Annotated in this window: 17 protein-coding genes and 1 tRNA gene; 8 read left to right on the top strand and 10 right to left on the bottom strand. The window is 59.1% G+C overall.

Annotation, left to right across the window (positions count from 1 at the left end; translation table 11 throughout):
* Positions 1-11 precede the first annotated feature (11 nt).
* From dnaG to C3938_RS09560, 6 genes are all read left to right on the top strand, one after another.
* A complete protein-coding gene (gene dnaG, locus C3938_RS09585; RefSeq protein WP_105102912.1) occupies positions 12-2,012 on the top strand; it encodes a DNA primase in 2,001 nt (666 codons plus the stop codon).
* A 212-nt stretch (positions 2,013-2,224) separates the two neighbouring features.
* Positions 2,225-4,102: an RNA polymerase sigma factor RpoD gene (rpoD, locus tag C3938_RS09580; RefSeq protein ID WP_105102911.1), complete on the top strand. Its 1,878-nt coding sequence runs from the start codon at positions 2,225-2,227 to the stop codon at positions 4,100-4,102.
* 93 nt (positions 4,103-4,195) lie between these two features.
* The gene (locus C3938_RS09575) at positions 4,196-4,585 is read left to right on the top strand and encodes a diacylglycerol kinase (RefSeq protein ID WP_199775518.1); all 390 of its coding nucleotides are present in this window, start codon (positions 4,196-4,198) and stop codon (positions 4,583-4,585) included.
* A 194-nt stretch (positions 4,586-4,779) separates the two neighbouring features.
* Entirely contained in the window at positions 4,780-6,678 is a 1,899-nt protein-coding gene (locus C3938_RS09570; RefSeq protein WP_105102909.1) for an autotransporter outer membrane beta-barrel domain-containing protein, read from the top strand.
* Between the two features lie 102 nt (positions 6,679-6,780).
* A tRNA-Ile gene (locus C3938_RS09565) sits at positions 6,781-6,857 on the top strand.
* A 578-nt stretch (positions 6,858-7,435) separates the two neighbouring features.
* Positions 7,436-7,789, top strand: coding sequence for a DUF2200 domain-containing protein (locus tag C3938_RS09560; protein WP_105102908.1), 354 nt, complete (start codon positions 7,436-7,438; stop codon positions 7,787-7,789).
* A 14-nt stretch (positions 7,790-7,803) separates the two neighbouring features.
* Here the strand turns inward: C3938_RS09560 and C3938_RS09555 are convergent, their stop codons facing one another.
* Positions 7,804-9,021 carry an MFS transporter gene (locus C3938_RS09555; protein ID WP_105102907.1) on the bottom strand — a complete coding sequence of 406 codons (1,218 nt, stop codon included), beginning with the start codon at positions 9,019-9,021 and terminating at the stop codon, positions 7,804-7,806.
* 1 nt (position 9,022) lies between these two features.
* Positions 9,023-9,820: a DUF3298 and DUF4163 domain-containing protein gene (locus C3938_RS09550; RefSeq protein ID WP_158681627.1), complete on the bottom strand. Its 798-nt coding sequence runs from the start codon at positions 9,818-9,820 to the stop codon at positions 9,023-9,025.
* Between the two features lie 211 nt (positions 9,821-10,031).
* On the opposite strand from C3938_RS09550, the gene C3938_RS09545 reads away from it, so the two are divergent.
* Positions 10,032-13,241: a DEAD/DEAH box helicase gene (locus C3938_RS09545; RefSeq protein WP_158681626.1), complete on the top strand. Its 3,210-nt coding sequence runs from the start codon at positions 10,032-10,034 to the stop codon at positions 13,239-13,241.
* Positions 13,242-13,248: 7 nt separating this feature from the next.
* Here C3938_RS09545 and C3938_RS09540 read toward each other — a convergent pair whose 3' ends face one another.
* The 3 genes from C3938_RS09540 to C3938_RS09530 all read right to left on the bottom strand — a co-directional run bounded on the left by C3938_RS09540 (position 13,249) and on the right by C3938_RS09530 (position 18,017).
* Positions 13,249-14,889: a long-chain-fatty-acid--CoA ligase gene (locus tag C3938_RS09540; protein ID WP_105102904.1), complete on the bottom strand. Its 1,641-nt coding sequence runs from the start codon at positions 14,887-14,889 to the stop codon at positions 13,249-13,251.
* A 74-nt stretch (positions 14,890-14,963) separates the two neighbouring features.
* Entirely contained in the window at positions 14,964-15,542 is a 579-nt protein-coding gene (locus tag C3938_RS09535; RefSeq protein ID WP_105102903.1) for an RBBP9/YdeN family alpha/beta hydrolase, read from the bottom strand.
* Between the two features lie 111 nt (positions 15,543-15,653).
* Complete coding sequence (locus C3938_RS09530) at positions 15,654-18,017, bottom strand: TonB-dependent receptor (RefSeq protein ID WP_105102902.1); 2,364 nt, start codon at positions 18,015-18,017, stop codon at positions 15,654-15,656.
* Positions 18,018-18,077: 60 nt separating this feature from the next.
* Here C3938_RS09530 and C3938_RS17835 point away from each other — a divergent pair, with 60 nt between their 5' ends.
* The gene (locus C3938_RS17835; RefSeq protein WP_158681625.1) at positions 18,078-18,218 is read left to right on the top strand and encodes a hypothetical protein; all 141 of its coding nucleotides are present in this window, start codon (positions 18,078-18,080) and stop codon (positions 18,216-18,218) included.
* 50 nt (positions 18,219-18,268) lie between these two features.
* Here the strand turns inward: C3938_RS17835 and C3938_RS09525 are convergent, their stop codons facing one another.
* The 5 genes from C3938_RS09525 to C3938_RS09505 form a co-directional block, all read right to left on the bottom strand.
* Complete coding sequence (locus tag C3938_RS09525; RefSeq protein ID WP_105102901.1) at positions 18,269-19,276, bottom strand: YeiH family protein; 1,008 nt, start codon at positions 19,274-19,276, stop codon at positions 18,269-18,271.
* The gene (locus C3938_RS09520) at positions 19,273-19,605 is read right to left on the bottom strand and encodes a Rieske (2Fe-2S) protein (RefSeq protein ID WP_105102900.1); all 333 of its coding nucleotides are present in this window, start codon (positions 19,603-19,605) and stop codon (positions 19,273-19,275) included. Before C3938_RS09520 ends, C3938_RS09525 begins: the two co-directional genes overlap by 4 nt.
* The gene (locus C3938_RS09515) at positions 19,602-20,243 is read right to left on the bottom strand and encodes a DsbA family oxidoreductase (RefSeq protein WP_105102899.1); all 642 of its coding nucleotides are present in this window, start codon (positions 20,241-20,243) and stop codon (positions 19,602-19,604) included. The genes C3938_RS09520 and C3938_RS09515 overlap by 4 nt, the downstream gene beginning before the upstream one ends.
* Positions 20,240-21,523: an MFS transporter gene (locus tag C3938_RS09510; RefSeq protein WP_105102898.1), complete on the bottom strand. Its 1,284-nt coding sequence runs from the start codon at positions 21,521-21,523 to the stop codon at positions 20,240-20,242. Before C3938_RS09510 ends, C3938_RS09515 begins: the two co-directional genes overlap by 4 nt.
* 80 nt (positions 21,524-21,603) lie before the next feature.
* Positions 21,604-22,659 (bottom strand): 3-keto-5-aminohexanoate cleavage protein, encoded by a 1,056-nt coding sequence (locus C3938_RS09505; RefSeq protein WP_105102897.1) that lies wholly within the window; start codon positions 22,657-22,659, stop codon positions 21,604-21,606.

Raw genomic sequence — 22,659 nt, 5'->3', positions numbered from 1 at the left:
GGCAGCAGTAAATGGCAGGCAAGATCCCGCAGTACTTTATCGACGACCTGTTGGCCCGCGCCGACATAGTCCCGGTCGTCGACAGCCGGGTGAAGCTGCGCAAGACCGGAAAAAACTATTCCGCCTGCTGCCCATTCCACGATGAAAAAACCCCGTCATTTACGGTAAGCCCGGACAAGCAGTTCTACTACTGCTTTGGCTGCGGCGCCAGCGGCAATGCGGTCGGCTTCCTGATGGAATACGACCGCCTGCCGTTCCCGGAGGCAGTGGAAAAACTCGCCGCGAGCATGGGCATCGACGTGCCGCGGGAGCAGCTCGCCCCGGGCCAGATAAAACGCCAGCAGGAAAGCCAGAGCCTCTACCAGCTGACGGAAAAGGCCGCGGAGTATTTTCGCGAACAGTTGAAAGATCACAAGATCGCCGCCCGCGCCATCACCTACCTGAAAAACCGCGGCCTGTCCGGTGCCGTGGCCAAGGAGTTCGGTATCGGTCTCGCGCCCTCGGGCTGGGACAACCTGCTCAACCATCTCGGCACCAGTTCGGAAAAGGCCGAGCAGCTGGAACTGGCCGGCCTCGCCATTCGCCGCACCGACAGCGATGGCAATCCAGGAAAGAGCGACCCGGGCAAGCGCCACCACTACGACCGCTTCCGCAACCGCATTATGTTCCCCATCCGCGATCAGCGCGGGCGCTCCATTGCCTTTGGCGGACGGGTACTCGGGGACGAAAAGCCGAAGTACCTGAACTCCCCGGAAACCCCGATTTTCCACAAGGGCAAGGAACTGTACGGCTTGTGGGAAGCGCGCCAGGCCAACCGCGAACTGAAGCGGCTGATTGTGGTGGAAGGCTATATGGACGTGGTGGCACTGGCCCAGTTCGGCATCCGCTGCGCCGTCGCCACCCTCGGTACTGCCTGTGGCGAAGACCATATCCAGCTCGCCTTCCGCCACACCCAGGAACTGGTGTTCTGCTTCGACGGCGACCAGGCTGGGCGCACCGCAGCCCGTCGCGCACTGGAGGCCGCACTGCCCCATATGCAGGACGGGCGCAGCCTGCGCTTCCTGCTGCTGCCGGAAGGGGAAGATCCGGATACCCTGGTGCGCCAGATCGGCGGCGAGCGCTTCGACCAGCTGATCGACGACCAGGGTCGCCCACTGGAAGATTTCCTGTTCGACCTGCTGGGTGAGGGCATCAACATCCAGACCATGGACGGCCGTGCGCGCCTGTCCAAGGCCGCCGCTCCCCTGCTGGACCTGTTGCCCGCCGGCGTGTACCGCCAGCTGATGTTCCAGCAACTCGCCCGCCGCACCGGCCTTGAGCGGGACATGCTGGAAGAGATCATCGCCGCGGAGAAAGCCCGCACCGCCAGGCTCTCTCAGGACACGCTCTCGCCACCACCGAAACCGGCCCTCGCCCAACCCGTCACAACACCGGCACCCGCACAGGCGCCGGAATACCCAGGCGCAGGCGATTACCCCACCCCACCGCCGGACTACGACGACAGTGACGAACCGCTCCCCTATCCGGATGAAGAGATCTCACAACAGACCAGCGCAAGGCGCCGCGGCGGCCAGTACCGCCTGCCCGCCGAGCGCATGCTCATCGCCCTGCTGCTGCACCACCCGCAGCTGGCGCAGCTGATCGACGACAGCGCGCGCTTTACCGGCAGCGACGACGCCGATCTGCAACTGTTCGGTGACATTCTTAAAGTCATGCACCAGAACCCGGCACTCAACAGCAACCAGCTGTTCGGCCGCCTGATGAACCTGGACAGCAAGGAAGCCCGAGAACTGATCCCGCGGCTCGCCATGAGTCACCCTATCGTCGGTGGCGCCGGACAGAAACTGGAATACGACCCCGCAACCGAATTTCGCGACTGCCTGCAGAGCCTGGATCTGGCTGCGGAGCGGCAACGCAAGCGCAGCCTGGTGGACCAGCTGAAAAGCGGTGGCAACACCCTCGGCGCCGAACAGCTGGCGCTGCTGGCGCAATTCCGCCGTAAATCCGACTGACGCCCCTTGAATTTCAGAGCGCCATCACCATATCCACAACCCCGCCACCAAAAGCGGCGGAAACTGGTCAAACAAGCGCGCCCGGAACCCCCGAAACCACCCACCTGCCTTGACAGTCACTGTGGTTATTGCTATCGCAAATACGCTATAATCCCGCGTCTTTGTCCAGACAAAAGTCCCGACTTTCCAATCCCCAGAATTCAGGGTTGTGCATGACCGACAAAACCCAGCAGCAAAAGACCACCTCCCGCATCAGAGAGCTGATCGCCCGCGGTAAAGAGCAGGGCTATCTGACCTATGCCGAGGTGAATGACCACCTGCCGGAGGACATCTCCGATCCAGATCAGGTGGAAGACATCATCGGCATGATCAACGACATGGGCATCAAGGTGTTCGAAAGTGCACCGGATGCCGAAGAACTGTTGATGGCCGAAGGCGATAGTTCCGCCGATGAAATCGCCGCCGCCGAAGCCGCCGCTGCCCTCGCGGCGGTAGAGTCCGACGTCGGCCGCACCACCGACCCGGTGCGCATGTACATGCGCGAAATGGGTACCGTGGAACTGCTCACCCGCGAAGGTGAGATCGCCATTGCCAAACGTATCGAAGAAGGCCTGCGCGAGCTGATGGCCGCCCTCGCCTATTGGCCCGGTGCCGTGCAGCAGGTCATCGACGAGTACGCGCTGATCGAGAAGGAAGAGCGCCGCATTCCCGATGTGGTTGCCGGCTGGCTCGACCCTGCGGAAGACGTGCCCCCTGGCGCCCAGGCCGGCCAGGACAACGACACGTCCAGCAGCGATAGCAGCGACGACGACAGCGATTCCGACAGTGATGACGACGATGACGACTCCTCTACCGATGAAGAGGAAGAGAGCAACAGCGGTATCGATCCGGAAGAGCTGGCGGCGCGTATGACAGCGCTGATCGCCGCGCAGAAGAAAGCCGATGCCGCGATCAAGAAACACGGCCGCGACTCCAAAGAGGCCGGCGAGGCCATGGAAGCGGTGGGCGAGATCTTCCGCTTCTTCAAGCTGGCCCCGCGTCAGTTCGACCCGCTGTACAACCAGGTCCGCAGTATTCTCGACGAAGTGCGCGAACAGGAGCGCGTCGTCATGAATCTGTGTATCAAGAAAGCGAAGATGCCGCGCAAGACCTTCATCAAGGAATTCCCCGGCAACGAAGTGAACGACGACTGGATTCCGTCCATCGTCAAGAAGAAGCGCGACTACTCCGACGCTCTGCGCCAGGTGGCTGAAGAGATCCAGCGCGCCCAGCGCAAGCTGACCCAGGCCCAGGACAAGGCCCAGCTGGAAATCGGCCAGATCAAGGAGATCAACCGCCGCATGTCCATCGGCGAGGCCCGCTCCCGTCGCGCCAAGAAGGAAATGGTCGAGGCCAACCTGCGTCTGGTGATCTCCATCGCCAAGAAGTACACCAACCGCGGCCTGCAGTTCCTGGACCTGATCCAGGAGGGCAACATCGGCCTGATGAAGGCGGTGGACAAGTTCGAATACCGTCGCGGCTACAAGTTCTCCACCTACGCCACCTGGTGGATTCGCCAGGCCATTACCCGCTCCATCGCGGATCAGGCGCGCACCATCCGTATTCCGGTGCACATGATTGAGACCATCAACAAGCTCAATCGCATCAGCCGCCAGATGCTGCAGGAGATGGGACGCGAGCCCACCCCGGAAGAGCTGGGCGAGCGCATGGACATGCCGGAAGACAAGGTGCGCAAGGTACTGAAAATCGCCAAGGAGCCGATCTCCATGGAGACGCCCATCGGCGACGACGAAGATTCCCATCTGGGCGACTTCATCGAAGACCAGAACCAGGCCTCCCCGGTGGATACCGCTACCGCAACCGGTCTGCACGACGCCACCCGCGCGGTGCTCTCCGGGCTGACGGCACGGGAAGCCAAGGTACTGCGCATGCGCTTCGGTATCGATATGAACACCGACCACACTCTCGAGGAAGTGGGCAAGCAGTTCGACGTGACCCGCGAGCGTATCCGTCAGATCGAAGCCAAGGCGTTGCGCAAACTGCGCCACCCCTCGCGCTCCGAACACCTGCGCAGCTTCCTGGACGAGTAATTCGTCCATAATGAAAAAGCCCGGCTCGCCGGGCTTTTTTATGGATGTCAGAATTATTGCAATCCGATGACCTGTGGAGATTTTCAGAGAACAATGGAAGAGCAGTTTGTGAATAAACCCGGTAAAACCGGCATTTCCCGCCTGATCGACGCCACCGAATACTCCCGCCAGGGATTACTTGCCACCTGGCGCAACGAAGCCGCCTTCCGCCAGGAAGTGACCCTTGCCATTTTCCTGATCCCCGCCGCCCTGTGGCTGGGCGAAACCGGTGTAGAGCGCGCCCTGCTGATCGGCGCCACCCTGCTGGTAATGATTGTCGAGCTGCTCAACAGCGCCGTGGAAGCGGTGGTTGACCGGGTCGGCCCGGAAAAACACCCGCTGTCGAAAATCGCCAAAGACACCGGCTCCGCGGCAGTCTCCATTTCCCTGCTGATGTGGCTCAGCACCTGGGGATGCATCCTGCTGCCACGCTGGATCAGTTGATTTCAGGCACGAACGCTTCATTACCACCAGGCGACTGCGCGGCATAGCCCGACAGAATTCGCCCACCGCCGGGCTCCCTGCCCGGCGAGCACCATCCTCTCGACTAAAATCCTGAAACCACCGTACTAATTGACACGTTGGCACGCGCAACGGATCTGCGCGTTCAGTACCAATAACGAATCAGGGATGGAACGATGTCGTATCCCCGCGCGGCCCGTGTACCCGGCTCGGGCACACAGGCTCTATACAGAGTCGCACTACCACTTCTGCTCACCCCACTGGCTTCTGCAAGCGCCCTTGCCCAGACAACACAGCTCATTTTTGGTGGTGGTGACGATCACTACACCCTCACCTCCACCAGCAGTGCCGGCAGCGACACCGGTCTGCTGATCGACGGCGGTAATGGCAATGACAGTCTGACCATCCACAATCTGGATCTCGCCAATCCCGCGCGACTGCAGCACTGGGAAACCGTTGCACTGACGGGCGCCTCACGCCTCACGCTCGACAGCCACCTGATATTCGGTGGCAACGACCAGTTACCCGGCCATCTCACCATCAACAGCGACAGCACACTCCGGCTTCCGTATTACAGCAGCGGAATCCTGGCGAACGCCGGCCAACCGCTCACCGTGACCAATCACGGTCTTATCGACATGAGCGGAAAAAGCGCCAACCTGTTGATCATCGACGGAAACTACAACGGTCACGGCAGCATTCGCATGGATATGGTGGCCGGCGATGACAACAGTCTCGCCGACCGCCTGGTGATCAGTGGCGGCCACGCCGGCGGCAGTACCCGGCTCCTGTTCAACCGCCTCGCGGGCAGTGGCGCAGATACCGCAAATGGCATCCTCGTGGTGGAAACCAGGGACGGTGGCAGCACCGGCAGCGGCGCCTTTTACATGCCCGAGCCCGTATCCGCCGGACCTTACGAGTATTTCCTGTTCCGCGGCACCGGTGACCCCACCGACGCCGACAACTGGTATCTCCGTTCAACCCTCCACCCCGGCGACGAACCGGTTACCAGCCCCGCCTCCCCTGGCGCGATATTCGCCGCAAATGGCGCCGTTGTCACAGACAGCCGTGCCGCCGCGTCACTTCTCGCACCGCCCCCGGCCGCCGGCGACACGCCCATCCGCCTGTATCGCCCGGAAATTCCGCTCTACGCCCAGGCAAAATCCTTAGCGCGCCTTACCTCGCTGCAGGAGATCGGCAGCTACCACAAGCGCCGCGGCGAGCAGCGCAGCTGGTTCGATGGTATCAACGATGACTGGATGCGGGTGCACCACTTAAACGCCGACTACCACTGGACCGGCGATATCGACAATGACTTCGACGGCCGTATCACTGGCGTGCAACTCGGCACCAACCTCTGGTCCGGTCCCACCTGCACCGGTGGTGCCCGCGAGATGGGGCTGTTTGTCGGCAGCACCCGCGCCAGTGGCGACGTCACGGGCTTCGCGCGCGGATTTTCCGATTACGCCGCGGGCCAGAACCAGCTGACCAGCCACCACATCGGCTACTACTTCAACGACTACCGCCCGGACATGGGCTACTTCGACTTCACCGCCAAGGTCGCATATCTGAAGCTGGAGACCCGATCCTCCCGCGGTATCGGCGATACGGTTACCGGTCCACAGCTCACCCTGTCCCTGGAAAAGGGGTTTACCTGGACAGTCACAGAGCATCTGAACCTTGAACCCCAGCTGCAAGTCATCGCCAACTACAGCAACTTCGGTACCCTGAGCGATGGCATCTCCACGGTGGAAATCGACATGACCCCGGAAGCCAACTTCCGCGCTGGTCTGCGCAGCTACAATACCGACACCCCGTGGCTTGACGGCCGGCTGCGCCTCTATGTATTCGGCAATGTCTGGCATACCCTCGGTGGCAATGATCAGCTGCTGTTCGACAACAAACTGCAGACCAACCTTGAGCGCCAGGCCACCTGGGGCGAATTTGGTGGCGGAGTGGTGCTGCTGGAACACCAGCTCGGCAGCGCATTTTTCAATGTCGGCTTCCAGCGCTCCCTGGACCACCTGGACTGGTCCGGCAGCACCGTCAACCTGGGCTTCAACTGGGCCTGGTAGGCGGAGATGCGGGCCACACTACCGGCCAAAGCCGTTGATCTGAAAGGGGAAATCGGGTACTTTGCCAACCCGCTCGCGCATCGTCGCCAGCGTTTCTCTTGGGGGCCTTTAGCTCAGTTGGTTAGAGCATCCGACTCATAATCGGCAGGTCCTGGGTTCAAGTCCCGGAAGGCCCACCATTTTTCCCGCCCCCATCATTTCCCTCGATCCAGCGACCTGATTTAAATCTCCGGTTTTTCTCTTGTCGGGATCAAAGCGTGTGGTTGCATTTCGATCTGGAATGGATAAATGCCGATTCCCAACCACATAGCCAATACACCGGTCATGACCAAAAGAACGCTGCGAGCGTGCCTCGGCGGCACAATATGAGGTAGCCAGCTGGCGTGTTCAGCGCATCTTTCTTGACTATGCCACCAGGTTTCGACGCCAGAGCGGGTAACCGATTAGCCGGGACTCGATGGTGACGCTGGATGTACTTGGCTTGTTCGCCTGCTATTGCGCTTGCGCGAAAATCGTGAATACGCATGCGCCGATGACACTCATCCATGAAAACAATTTCATCACCAGGTCCTTGATCGAAGGTTAGGGATGCTCAAAAAATGGATACGGCTATAGTTCTGCTGCTTGAGACTGGAGAACCGAGATCTTACTGCTGACACCCAATCCATTACGGCAACGCCAAGATCAACATCATTGCCCCGCAAGCTCAACCGAAATCATGTAGCTTTTCTGCAACCATGTGACCGAGAGAACCACCATGCCCGAACACAAAATTTTTTCCATGCCCTTTGCCAAGGTATATCCCATGTATGTGCAGAAGGCTGAACGCAAGGGGCGTACCAAGGCGGAGGTCGATGAAATTATCTGTTGGCTGACCGGTTATGACAGCACTGGACTCCAACAGCAGATCGACCGGGAAAGCGATGTTAAAGCCTTTTTCGCGGGTGCACCGGCGATGAATCCGAAGGCCGCCCTGATAAAAGGCGTGATTTGCGGCGTGCGTGTTGAAGAGGTCGAAGATCCGCTGATGCGAAAAATCCGCTACCTGGACAAACTGATCGACGAGCTGGCCAAAGGCAAGGCAATGGAAAAAATCCTGCGGCGGGAATAACCGCAGGTTTCCTGTCACTTCACAGCTTCCGCCGGGGATGGATCGGGTTTCCCGCGGAATTGCAGTATCGCGAGCGCAACGACGGTGATCGCGAGCGGCGGGAATGAAACCCACAGCACCGTATTCCATCCGAACACGCTCAGCAGCCCTCCGGAGACGAACGACCCCAGGGCCATCAGACCGAATACGATAAAGTCATTGAGCGACTGCACTCGGGTTTTTTCCGCATCGCTGTGGCATTCCAGCACCAGGGCCGAGGCCCCGAGAAAACCGAAGTTCCACCCCAGTCCCAGTAGGGTCAACGTCCACCAGAAATGCATCACTTCCCGGCCCATAAGCCCCACCGCGGCGGAGATGCCGATCAACAGCAGGCCCAGCATCATTACCCGCTCGGCTCCGAAACGCGCAATGAATCTGCCGGTAAAAAAGCTGGGGCCGAACATGGCAATCACATGCCATTGCAGACCGAGATTGGATGACGCGGTTGAGTGCCCATGCATATGCATGGCGAGCGGGGCGGCAGTCATCAGGAAATTCATCAGCGTATAGGAGATAGCCCCACAGGTCGCGGCGGCGATAAAACGGGGCTGCCGCACAATCACCGCCAGCGGTCGCCCGCCACGGCCCTCGGCGGCAACAGGTTTGGGCAGGCGCACGCCGAGCAGGATCAGCCCGGAAACCGCAGCCACCGCGGCCTGCGCAAAAAACGTGACAGCGAACAGCGGCTCTGGCCGCAGGTCCATGGTCCAGGTCACCAGTTGCGGCCCCACCACTCCAGCGGCAACACCGCCGATCATCACCATCGACAGAGCCTGCGCCTTGCGCTCCGGCGCTACCGCATCCGCCGCGGCAAAGCGGAACGACAACACGACGGCGGCATACGCGCCGCCAAAAAAGGTCGACAGACAGAACAGCCAGAAACCATCCACCCCACCCACGAAGGTAGCGACCATGGCCAGCAGGCCGGCGAGCACACCGGCACTGGCGCCGCTCAGAAATGCGGCGCGGCGACCGTAGCGCCCGGCGATCGCGCCTGCGGGAAGTGTGCAAAGTGCCATACCCACCACAAAAATAGACAGCGGCAGGGTTGCCAGCAGCGGCGTCGGTGCCAGCTTATTGCCAATGATGGCGCCAGTGGCGTAGGCCACCACTGAGTTCGCCCCGGCCAGCGCCTGGGCGATGGCGAGCCGCCAGATCGTGCTGCGCTGTTGCTGCGCGCTCAGTGAATGCATTTCAGTGTCCACCCTCTGGCAGATAGTGTTCCCGAACCACGTCCGCCAGTTGCGTCCACGGTAGCGTCAGTTCAATTTCGCCCATCGAGTAAGGACCAAGGGTATACACACCGTAGAGCAGTACCAGACCGTCTTCCGTGAGGCGGAAGTCATCGCTGTGAACAAACGGCCAGTTCTGCCGAAAGTCTGCATCCATACTCTGCGTATCCAGCCACTCCCCGTGCGCCGTCCGGGCCCGAGCCCAGAACTCGGCCTCCGCCCCCGGCTTTATTACATCCGCCAGCGCAACCGGGTGGTCCTCATTCAGATCCCAGTTCAACCAGCGGGTTACCGACATACCGTGGGCGCCCCCACTGTAGATATAGCTGGTGACCGCCATCGTGAGCAGGTTGTCCCGCTGCGCTAGTTTTTTGGCATCGCCGGTCAATTGCCAGCGGGCACTGGAGATATCCGATACCTCTGCCGCATCGTCGATAAATGCCTGCGCCACCTGTGCGAGGCTGGTATCGCCCGGCGCGGCCGGCGCCTCACCATTGCCCTGAAGTTGCTCGATCAGCTGGCGGAGCACGGCATCATTCAGGGCGGGACGCTCGGTGAAAACCTCGCGCTTGACCACCACCGAGGTGCAGTCCTCCTCCGGCTTGCAATCCGGCGCGCGCCACTCCTGTATTTCCATTTTCGATGCAAGCGGTCCAGTGACGGACACACTCTTTTCACAGGCCGCCAGATTCAGCAGCATCGTGAACAGGGCCAGTGAGCCGAGAAACCGTGCCTTTCCTGCGGTGTTGTAAATCGTCATCGCTACTCCTTTCTGATCTGCCGACGGAATGCCACAGCATAACGCAGAGTGCCGCGTGGCCATCGCATTTAGTGTTAACACCCCTAATCTTGTCCGCACATTCCACGGCAACGACTCTTGCTTCCCACGCCGCCATGGTAGAGTGACCGGTTCGGAGCGTCGTGCCTGTCACAGGATTCACAGGCCGAACCACGATACCCGGGAGCCGCCGTTGATCGCCTTTACCCTGAACAGCATTCACAACATGACCGACGACCGCACGTTTGATCGCGGCCAGGACTATTTCCTGCGCGGGCGGGTGCAGGAGGCGCTGTGGGACGAAGAGGCACAGATCTACCGCGGCCGCGTAAAAGGGTCAGCACGTTTTGTGTACCGGGTGGAACTGGATGTCGAACAGGGACATCTGGTTGGTCTCTGCTCCTGTCCGGTCGCGCTCAACTGCAAGCACGCGGTGGCCACGGCGCTGGAACTCTTGCAGCGTACCGAACACCGGGAAGCCCCCAGCGCGAAACCGCCGCGAGTACCGGCCGCCGCTCCCAGGGCCCCGCAGTGGCAGCGCTGGCTGGAACATCTGCCCCCGGCGCCGCGCTCGCGCCCGGCGCAACTGGAGCACGGCCATCACTATCTGCAGTATGTACTGGAACTCAATACCCAGGGACGCCTGCAGCTCGCTACCAAGAAGGGCTACCTGAAAAAAGACGGCAGCTGGAGCCAGCTCAAGTATTTTTCACCGGATACCACCCGACTCGGGTGGAGCCGCCCCAGTCATCTGCTGGATGAAGACATTACCATTCTGCAGCTGCTGCCGCGCATTAACGCCGTCGGGCAGTTGGGGCTTATCGGTGAGCAGGGACGGCAGGCACTCACCCACCTGTGCTACAGCGGACGCTTCTACTTTGAAGATACCCCCATTCAACGCGGCGCCGCGCGGGCACTCACCTGGCACTGGCAGGCGCACGATAATAACAGCAGACAACTGATCGCGGAGCTGGAGGGTATCGAATCCGGCACGGCGTGGAAGCTGATCCCCGTCAACCCACCCTCTTATCTGAATACCGATACGGCCGAGGTCGGTGATATCGTCACGCCGCTGCCCACTGGCCAGCTGGCGCACCTGCTGGAGATGCCACCGGTATCCGAGACCGATCTCGGACTGATGTCGGTACAGTTACGGCAGATAATTCCCGCGGCGCACCTGCCACTACCCGTAGAACCCAGGCTGCGAACCATTCGCGAATTTACCCCGCACATTACGCTGGTGGGCTGCGATCTCGATCACTACAAATTGCCGGCGCTGAAACTGCACTTCGATTACGCCGGCTTCGCCCTGCCCCCGCCCTACAGTAAACAGTTCGACGGCGCGGAAAAAACGGTCGCGCAGGACAACACCTACTTCCACATCGTCCGCGACCTGGAAGCGGAGCACCACTGCTGCGACCGGATTCACGCCCAGGGGCTGTATCTGATTCCCGAAGCTCTGGGAAGTCAGGAAGAAATATGGGTACTGGATGTCACCACGCCGGGAAAAATCTTTGAGCATTGGCATGCGTTGCTGTCGCAACAATTTCCCGAGTGGGAAGACCAGGGCTGGATAATCGATACCGATCCCAGCTACCAGTTTGATGTTGAGCGTGCCCACATCACCATCGAGCTCGCCGACAGCGACAATCGCTGGTTCGAGTTCGGACTGAATATCGCACTCGCGAACGGTCGCCAGTTGCCTATTGTGGATCTGGTCGAGCGCTGGCTGGAGCAGAATGCACCGCGGGAAATGACCATCAACGTGGATGGCGATTGGGTCAGTGTGGACACCGGCCCCTTACAGAATATTCGCGGCCTGTTGCTGGATTTGTTGCGGGAGAAAAAGCTCGGCACCCCAGTGCGGCTACCCGCGTTTCAGGCCGCGCAATTTGACGGCGTGGGAAATGTCGATGAGCGCCATGCGCCCATCACCCATAAACTGGTTGAGCAGCTCAACAATTTTTCCGGACTGGAGCCCATTCCCACCCCTAAACACCTCAAGGCAACCCTGCGCCACTATCAGCGGGAAGGCCTCAGTTGGCTGGTGTTCCTGCAGCGCCACAGCTTCGGCGGCATTCTCGCCGATGACATGGGCCTCGGCAAAACGTTGCAGACACTCGCACTGGTGCAATACATGAAGGAGCACGCGCTGCTGAGCAGACCCGCGCTGGTGGTCGCCCCCACCAGCCTCACCGGTAACTGGGTACGGGAGGCCGCACAGTTTGCGCCACAGCTGAACGTCATTCTGATACACGGGCCGGACCGGGCCGCGAACTTTGACGAGATCGAACACAGCGACCTCGTGATCACCACCTACCCGCTGCTGGTGCGTGACAGCGATCACTACCGCAATATCCCGTTCAGTGTAACGGTGCTGGACGAAGCCCAGGCCATCAAAAACCCCAGCACCAAAATCGCCGAGTGCGTGCGCACACTCCGTAGCGATACTCGCCTTTGCCTGTCCGGTACCCCACTGGAAAATCATCTCGGGGAACTCTGGTCGCTGATGGACTTCGCGCTTCCCGGGCTGCTCGGCGGGCGCAAGACATTTCAACAGGCCTATCGCACACCGATCGAAAATCATGGCGATCACGATCGACAACGGGAACTGGCGCGCAAGATACGTCCGTTTATGCTGCGTCGCACGAAATCAGAAGTCGTTTCAGAACTGCCACCGAAAATTGAAACCACCCAGTATGTGGAGCTCGGCAGCAGACAGCGCGCTCTGTATGAGAGCGTGCGTATCAGCCTGGAAAAGCGCATTCGCGATTTAGTGGCGCGCCAAGGCATGGGCAGGAGTCATATCGAATTTCTCGATGCCCTGCTGAAACTGCGTCAGACCTGCATCGACCCGCGCCTGGTAAAACTGGACAAGGCCGCGGATGTCAACGAGAGCGCGAAGCTGGAGTGGCTGGCTGAAAGCCTGCCGCTGCTGCTGGAAGAAGGCCGCAGTGTCCTGATTTTTTCCCAGTTCACCCAAGTGCTGAAGCTGATCGAAGACCAGCTTGCAGCGCTCGGGATCGACTACGCAAAACTCACCGGGCAGACCCGCAAACGCCAGGATGCCATCGACCGCTTCCAGAACGGCGACGTGCGTGTATTCCTGATCAGCCTCAAGGCCGGCGGCGCCGGCCTCAATCTCACTGCTGCGGATGTGGTCATCCACATGGACCCGTGGTGGAATCCCGCGGTGGAAAACCAGGCCACCGATCGCGCCCACCGCATCGGCCAGGAAAAGCCGGTGTTTGTGTACAAACTGGTGGCGGCGGATACGGTGGAAGAGCGCATTCAACGGATGCAGCAACAGAAACAGGCGCTCGCCGACGCGCTGTTCGATGCAACGTCTTCGGCGGCCCTGCCCGCGGACCACGCGGAGCTTCTGTCACTGCTGTCAGCCTAGCGGCATTTCATTCGCCCGTTTTATTTGGCCAAACGTAATCACTGAACCGGACACGCAGGTCTTTCTTGCTCACCTTCCCGGTGGCCGTGTGGGGAATTTCCGCTACAAACTCGCACGCTTCGGGAATCCACCAGCTGGCAACGCGCCCCTGGAAGTGCGCCAGCAGTTCCGCAGCGGTGGGTGATTCCCCTTCTTTCGCCACCACCACCAATAGCGGGCGCTCGGTCCATTTTTCGTGATAGACACCGATGACAGCGGCCTCAGCCACCAGCGGGTGGGTCATGGCGACATTTTCCAGTTCGATGGAAGAAATCCACTCGCCGCCGGATTTGATGACATCCTTGGTGCGATCGGTAATCTGCATGTAGCCATCGGCATCAATAGTGGCCACATCACCAGTCTCAAACCAGCCCTCGGCATCGCAGGCGTCCTCACCGGCCTTGAAGTAGCGTTGAATCACCCACGGCCCCCGCACTTTCACCGCACCGGACGCTTTGCCATCCCAGGGCAGTTCGCGGTTGTTGTCGTCGACAATTTTCATGTCCACCCCGCAAACCGGCCGCCCCTGCTTCAGCCGCACCGGTGTTTTTTCCTGCTCACTCCATGAAACCATATGGGGCCTCAAGGTGTTGTAGGTTCCCAGCGGGCTCATTTCCGTCATGCCCCAGGCCTGCTGTACTTCAACGTCGAACTGATCGCGAAACCGGTCAAATATGGGTTGTGGACAGGCGGCACCACCGGTGGTGATACGCTGCAGGCTCGGCACCTGCTGCCCGGATCTTTCCAGATATCCCAGCAGCGCAAGCCATACGGTGGGCACCCCGGCCGACAGCGTGACTTTCTCTTCATTGATCAGGGTACACAGCGTTTCACCATCTCCCATTTTCGCGCCCGGCATGACCAGCTTGGCGCCGACCATAGGGCCGCTGTACACCAGTCCCCAGCCATTGACGTGAAACATCGGCACAATGGGCATCACGACGTCGCGCCCGGAAAGTCCGAAGGAATCGGCCAGCGCCGATCCGTAACAGTGGAGCACGGTGGAGCGATGTGAATACAGTACGCCTTTGGGATTGCCGGTGGTTCCCGAGGTGTAACACAGTGAACTCGCCTCGTTTTCATCCAGTTCCGGCCAGTCGAATGTATCCGCTTCACCGGCGATCAGAGATTCGTAGCAGATCAGGTTGGGCAGACAGGAACTCGCCGGCATGTGCGCTTCATCCGTCATCACCACAAAGCCCTTTACCCGGGGCAAACGCTCCACCAGTCGCTCGAGCACCGGCACAAACATGACATCCAGAAACAGATATTGGTCTTCCGCGTGATTGATGATGTATTCCAGCTGCTCGGGAAACAGGCGCGGATTGATGGTGTGGCACACCATGCCTGAACAGGAAATCGCGTAGTACAACTCGAGATGGCGATAATCATTCATCGCCAGCGTGCCGACGCATTGGCCCGGCTCTACTCCGAGTCTGGCCAATGCATTGGCGAGCTGGCGCACGCGGCGGAAGGCGTCCGCATAGGTATAGCGATGGTAGGGATTGTCCGCAGTGACGGAAACAATCTCGCTGTTTCCATACACCTTGTCTGCAAACTTCATGATGTTGGTGATGGTCAGCGGCAGGTTCATCATCTGGCCGTGCATAGTGATTCCTCTCGTCATTTTCTGTTTGCTGGTTGTAGTTATTACTCTGTGCTATACGCAGGCTTTCCAGGTATTTATGCCGTGCAGGGAACGAGACTGCGATCAAGTGCTTCGACATACACCTCCGCCATGGCCCAGGGGCCGTATCCGGCCGCGGGATTCAGGTGACCGACCTCCCCAAGATTGACCAGCCGGCTCCCCCAGTCCTCAGCCATCTGCGCAGCCGCCGGGAAAGATGCCAGGTAGTCGTTACTGCTGGCGGCGAGAATACTGGGAAACGGTAGCGGGGTACGTGGCAACGGATCCCAACCATGGGCGCGCAGTGAGTCCGGCGTGGGGTAGTTGGATGGCCAGCTGGCACTGAGATCTGGTGGCGCCGCCAACAGTGCGCCCTTGATCTCCCGCGTATAGCGCGCGGCCCAGTGCGCCACCATCAGGCAACCGGCACTGTGGGCCACAAAAATAATGTCGCCATCGATGCGGTCAATTTCCCGCTGTATGTTTTCGATACGCGCCGCGCAATCCAGTTTGTTTTCCGTTAATGGCGGTACGCTGCGAACTTTATTCAACTTAGACGCCAGAATGGTCTGCCAGTGATCTTCCACATGATCACGCAAGCCGGGAATGATCAGTACAGTGGCTTCGGTCTGCATCTTTTACCTCATCAAATATTTGAAAACGGCGTAAAAAAAGGGGCGTGGACAACCAATGATCCAGCCCCCAAAGCGTAAATTTCCGACTACAAACGACTACTCAACACGACTTCAGAAGTTCATACTTACCGTCAGACCGAATGTTCTCGGCGTGCCGGTATATGCCTGGTACGACGCACCGCCATCGAGTTTCGACGCGATTGGTGATGCCGTCTTCTGGATGAAGTAAGTCTCGTTTTCCAGATTCTTGACCCACGCCGCCACATCCCAGGTGTCGTTGCGCCAACCGGTGCGGAAGTTGCCCACCCAGTACGCCGGTTCCTGGTGTCGGGGATCCAGCTCCGAGCTGTAATTGGCATCGTCGGTGTAGCGATAATCGATGCGTGAGTAGAGGTCACCACCGGCAAGCGGCTGCTCCCATTCCAGGCCGAAATTGCCCGTCAGCCTGGGGGCAAATGGAAGCAGCTCTCCGCTCAGATCACACTGACCCAGCGCATTTTCCGGCGCGCGGCCAAAGTAGCACTGGCCGCCGGTATACTGGTCATAGCGCGCTTCGATGTATGCCACATTGGCCGCCGCGGTGAGGTTTTCCGTGAGCAGCCAGGTGGTGTCGAGTTCAATACCATCCACCGCCACTTTCTCGGCATTGTTCACCGCAAACGCCAGACCGATAAACGTCGCATTCTGGAAGTTGTCGTACTCGGTATGGAACAGGCTGCCGTTGATCCGTGCCCGGTTGTTCCACATCTGGGTTTTCCAGCCCAGTTCGAAGTTGTCGATATTCTCTTCTTCAAAGGGGCGGGCCTCTTCACTGAAATTTCCCCACTGCAGGCTGTAACCACCGGCCTTGAAGCCCCGCGAATAGGTGCTGTACACCATGGTGTCTTCACCGGCAAACCAGCTCAGGGTCACGTTACCTGTTACCGCCGACCAGCTGTCGCTGTCGGAAAAATCGCTGGCATCCGGTGTCAGTGAACAGGCGAGATTATTGAGGATACAACCGAGCGCTGTGGTGGTGTGCTGCTCAACCTCACCGTCTTTTTTGTCCAGGGAGTAACGTATACCGGCGTCCACTTTTACGGTTTCCGTCAGGTACTTTCCGAGAGTTCCAAAAACGCCGTAACTCTGGGTATCCTGTTCGGCGAATACGTCACCGGTATCACCGGCACTGCCAAACAGAGCCGGGCGGAACTGTTGGGGAACGCCAAGCACGGATCCCACCACGTTACCGAGCATGCCGATGTCGGACTGAAGTTGAAATTCCGGTGCGTTGCGATCACCGCGGGTAAATGCGTTGTTGTAGTAAAAGGCGCCCAACAGCCAGTCGAAGCTTTCACTGCTATCTGACATCACGCGGAATTCCTGGGAATAGGAGCGGCCGTCCTGGATGTCGTTGAAAACCAGCAAATCCGCAGGCAGCTGTTCAACGCCGTACATGATGTTGCTGGAGGTGTAATTTTCGTAGCCGGTAATAGAGTTGAAAACAAATCCGTCACCGGTGTACTCGAAATGCAGTACACCGTCGGTTACCTGCTGGTCGAAATCATTGGTGCCGACCTGCTCGATAATACGATCGCCGGGGTCGTTATTGGTTACCGGACTACCCGCGCCAAACTGTGCCATGGCATTGGATACGGCTACGACGGTAGGGCTATACCAGGTATCCCCCAGCATGGTGTTCATGTGCCGTTCCATGCGACCGAGAATCAGGCGTGACGACAGGTTATCGGTGAGGTCCGCATTCAGCTGCACACGCACGGCCTGGCCGTCCTGGCTGTCGCCGCCCTCGCCGATCAAGTTGTCGATCATCTGGTCGCGACGTGTGCTGGATACACTTACACGGCCATTGACGGTATCGGTAATGCCACCGTTCACATACCCTTTGATCTGGCTGAATCCCTCTGAGCCAAAACCATACTCCGCCTTGCCTTCAAACTCCGAAGACGGACTTTCGGTATTGACGATAATGACTCCGGCACTGGCATTTTTTCCGTACAGGGTACTCTGTGGGCCTTTCAAAACTTCTACGGATTGCACGTCCACCAATTCACCCAGACCAACGCCGGAGCGCGAACGGAACGCGCCGTCAATGATCAGTGCGGTGTCAGGTTCGAAGGTGGGAATATTGCCCTCGTTACCGATACGGCGAATCCGAAAGGTGGCATTGAGTGGGGACAGATTGCTGGTGACGATCAGAGACGGAATCTGTGCGGCTACATCATCGATATCGCGGAAACCTGCTTTCGCCAACTGATCGCCGGTCAGCGCGTCCACGGCCACAGGAACATCCTGCAGGCTTTCGGTACGCTTCTGCGCGGTAACCATAACCTCTTCGATTTCCAGCGTTCTCTCATCGTTCGTTTCAGCCCATCCAGCTACCGGGCAGGCAGCGAGACTAATGGCAAGCGCCAGAAGTGAAGGCTGTACCAGTCCGTTGGAATTATCTTTATCAGGATTGGTGCGGTGTAATTTCATTATTATCTCCTCAATTTGCCTCAGTGTTATTTCACTGAAGCCTGACTGGCTGATGCGGAAATGGTATTAGCAATCCGCCAGCGGTTGGGGTGGCCGGTATCCGGGTTGGAATCCGGCCACACCGTCACTCTAAAAGAGGAGCGCGAAATCGACTTCGCATCGAGCGACAGTTATTTTTCATCTCACGACAAAGCCGGTTAAATATGAATAAAAAACCGACAGATAAAAAATCGTCACGTTAACTTCGGGTATTACCAGAAGTAGAGAATCGCAAGCACCAGGGCGGCGAGGAAGACGGTTTCAATAAGCATCAGCAGAATGGGCTTGAAGCCCACTTTCGCCAGTTCGCGCAGCTGGGTTTTCATACCCAGTGCGCTGATGGCAAACACCAGGCACCAGCGCGACAGATCGTTGCCCAGTTGCTGTGTGCTCTCCGGTATCCAGCCGGTGCTGTTCACCGCCGCCAGTACCACGAACATGACTACAAACAGCGGCAACAGCGGTGGCCGCTCGCCACCTTCCTTCGCACCGCGCGCGCGCGCTATCATCACCGCGCACACAATCACCGGCAGCAGCATGGCAATTCGCATCAGCTTCACGATCGTCGCGGTATCACCCGCCGTCGGAGAAATGCTGTAACCGGCACCCACGACCTGCGCCACATCGTGAATGGTGCCACCAAAGAATACGCCCGCATCCACATCACTCAGGCCTAACCACTGGGCCACCATCGGATAGCCGATCATCGCAACCGTAGAGAGCGCAGACACACCCACCACCGTAAACAGGGTGGCGCGCTCCTTGGCCGGATGAGCCGGCAGCGCGGCCGAGAGTGCCATTGCCGCGGAGGCTCCACAAATTGCCGTGGCCCCTCCCGTCAGCAATCCGAACAAGGTCTGAAAGCCAAATGCCTTTGCCAGCAGCATGGACACGCAAATGGTGATGGTGACAATGGCGATCACCATCACCACAGGCCCCCAGCCGAGCGAGGCTACCTGATCGAACGTAATACGCATTCCCAGAAGCGCGACGCCGACCCGCAGAACAGACCTTGCGGTAAATTCAATCCCCGCCTTGCACGGCCCCTCTGCCGCAAGAAAATTCATGGCCATGCCCAGCAGCAGCGCAAACAGCATGACCGGCGCACCATAGTGCTCGGACAGAAAACTCGCAGCAGCGGCAACGATGGCACTGGCAATAAGACCGGGCAGGAGCACCTGCGAGCGTGTGTGAACCGCGGACCAGGTGGCAGCAATCATTCTTTTGCCTCTCGATGAATGGACGCTGAAACGTCGACAAGAATCTGCCCTTGCACGACAGACACCGGATAGGTAGCCACACACAATTTGCTGCCGGGCCGGAATTCACCGGTGGCCAGGTCGAAGCGTAAACCGTGTGCGAGACACTGAATGACTTTCCCATCCAGACGACCGGAAACCAGGGATGAACCGGCATGGGGACAGCGATCGTCAATGGCATACAACTGACCATCAACATTGAACAGCGCGATGTCTTGTCCACGCACATTCAATAGCCAGCGACTGCCCGGCGGAAACTGGGCCACAAGCCCCACGGGGACCGCACTCACGCCGGGCTTTCCTCGAGAAATTCAAGCAGCACCGCGTAGATGGTTTCCGGCGGTTGTGCACCTGCCAGTTGTAGGGACTGATTGATACTGAAATGCGGTACACCGTTCACGGAAGCCACAGAGCGGAATACCCCGGTGTCGTGCAAGCCGGCCTCAAGCGATTCGATGGGGAAGCCACAAGAGGAGGCAATTGCAAGCAGTGTGGCGCAATCGCCCAGATCTTCGCCCGTCACGAAATAGGCGGCGAACATACGCTCAAGCAGGAGTTCAATCTGCGCCTGGCTCGAGGCTACTTGCTGGGCACAAACAAAAAGGCGATGTGCATTTTTGGTGTTGGGCATACGCGGAATTTTCGTGAGATCAATATTGACTCCCGCGTGGGTGGCCGCGGCCATCACCTCCGACTGACGCCGTCGCACCGCTTCATCACTGCCGAGGCGCTGGCGATAAAAGTCGGCAAAGGGCACACCGTCCTCCGGCAGGAACGGCAACAGCTGCACACCATGCCAGCGCACATCGACGGCAATCTGCGGCAAAGCAATCTTCAGTGCATGGATCGCCTTGTCGAGATTCCGCTTTCCGATCAGGCACCAGGGACAGATAAAGTCGAAGGTGACATCGATACGCAGCGTATTCATGCCGGAATAGCCTCCCGGGCATCCGCTTGCGCGTGAACCCCCGCGATATCCCGCTGATAGTGGCGCTTGGCGTTATAGAACACAAAGGCCGCCGCCAGACTCACCAGTGGTACCAGTGCCAGCGCCTGCGCCAACTCCACCCGATCCGCGAGTATGCCGGTCACGAAGGGGCCCGGCGCGAGTCCCAGCAGGTTGTTTACCAGAGTGAGTGTTGCAAAGGCGGTACCGTGAATGGCGGCATGGGTAAGATTGGCGACCATAGCGCCGGAGGGACCGGTCGTACCCGCCACCAGAAACATGCCCAGACCAATCAGAACCAGCTGAGGCACGCCCGGCGTCATCCGGAAGCCGGTACAGAGTAATACGCAGCACAGTACACAATAAATTATTGCCAGAACGATTTTTCGCTCCGGCTGCTGGCGGCACAATCGGTCGCTCAGCATGCCACAGATCACCATCCCCGCACCGCTGATCAGTACGAAGACTGCAGCGGCGATACCTGCCTTGTCGGCAGCCATGTGGTAGGAGCGATTCATGAAACTCGGAATCCAGGCCATCATCGAGGCGGCCACAAACAATTGCAGCCCGCTGCCCATGTAGGCGCACAGTACCGACTTGTTGTTGATCACGCCCCGCAGAGACGGCCGCTGTTTTCGCAGCACCTGTGTCTGTGCCATGACCTTCTTTTCCCGGATCAGTGCCGGATAAATCAAGGCCAGAATAATGCCGAAGATCGCCATCCCGGCAAATGCCCAGCGCCAGCCCAGGTGCTCCGCAAGGACGCCGCCAAGCGCCATTCCCATTACCGAGCCCAGCATGCCACCGGCCATAAACGCACCGGTCAGTGTGGCGCGCAGACTCGGAGGAAATACCGAAAGCACCAGTGCAATGCCGACACTGCCATAGGCGGCCTCACCAATGCCCACGAAAAAACGTGCGGCGAACATCTGCTCAAAACTTTCCGACAGACCACAGGCCAGCGTGGCAACACTCCACAACAGGGCCATCAGGGTCAGGCTCTTCACCCGCCCCCAGCGGTCTGCAAGCATCGACAGTGGTACCGTCAGCAGCCCCACCATCAGGGCAACGATACCCGACAGAGAACCGAGCTGTGCATCGCTCAGGTGCCACTCGTTTTTGAGCAGGGGAAACACCGCGTTCAACACCTGCCGCGACATATAGTCGGAAATCAGCAGACCAAAGGTGAGCGCGAATACGATCCAGGCATAGCGGCGGGAAACCGCCACCACCGGAATATCGGCGTGCGCATAGTGGGCCATAAAGATTCCTCACCAGACTCAGGCGATTAACTTACCCAGGACGGAATAATCGCTGGTGGCCTGCGCCACCAGCGCAGGAATCAGAACGCGCGCAGCGGCACGTTCTTCTGGCCCAGTTTACGGTTTGGCGCCATACCGTGCGCGGCCAGTGTTTCATTGGCGTCTTTGTACCAGGTACCGATGCGGTAAATTTCACGGGCTTCCTGGCCATTCGCCACTTCGCGACCAAGTTCGTTGGCGATGCGTACCAGCTGCTGGATTTGCGCCACCGACGTCATGCGATTGCCGTGCTGGTCGATCAGGGTATCCTCGATACCACAGCGCGGGTGCAACCCGAGAGCCATGGCTACGGTGTTGATCGGCAACACGTTCTTCATCAGGGATTCCAGGGTCAGGCAGGCACCATCCGGCGCACGGCGAATGAACTCCATGAAATTGTAGGGATTGGGGCCGTCAAAGCCGCCGCCGATACCGACCCAGGTCAGGTTCAGCGGGCCGCGATAAACACCGCGGCGCACCATGCGCTCCAGGGTTTCCAGCGAGTGCATGCCGGTGAGCTGGAAGTGCGGCTGGATTTTCGCCGCCTGCAGGCGCTTCAGGTGTTCCTCCACCCAGCCCGGACCGGCCGGCACGGTCATTTCGCGGTAGGCTTCCCAGTATGCGGGATCGCAGATACTGGTGCCGGCCACTTCATCTTCCGCCATCAATTCGGTGATGTTCATCTGCACGGTGTTGATGGCCACCGTTACCTGATCCGGCTTCGGCGTCAGCTCCGCCAGCATATGGCGGGTGTCGTCCGACAGCCATTTGGCCTGCTGGCCATCATCTTCCGGCGCAAAGGAAATGGAACCGCCCACCTGGATGATCATATCCGGCACCGCTTCGCGGACACCGGCGATCAACTCGTTGAATTTGGACAGTCGCTTTGAGCCCTTGCCATCGAGTTCGCGCACGTGCAGGTGAAGAACCGTTGCACCAGCTTCATAACAATCCACGGCCTTCTGGATCTGCTCTTCCATCGTGACCGGAATATCTTCCGGAAAATCTTCCGGCATCCACTCGGGACCATAGGGTGCAACGGTGATGACCACCTTGTCCTGGTTTTGCGGGTGCAGGGAATCGTCTAGAAATTGCAT

The sequence above is a fragment of the Microbulbifer pacificus genome (assembly GCF_002959965.1).
Taxonomy (GTDB): Bacteria; Pseudomonadota; Gammaproteobacteria; order Pseudomonadales; family Cellvibrionaceae; genus Microbulbifer; species Microbulbifer pacificus_A.
The sequence above is the reverse complement of the archived record's forward strand: the minus strand, read 5'-3'. Positions and strand labels throughout refer to the sequence as shown.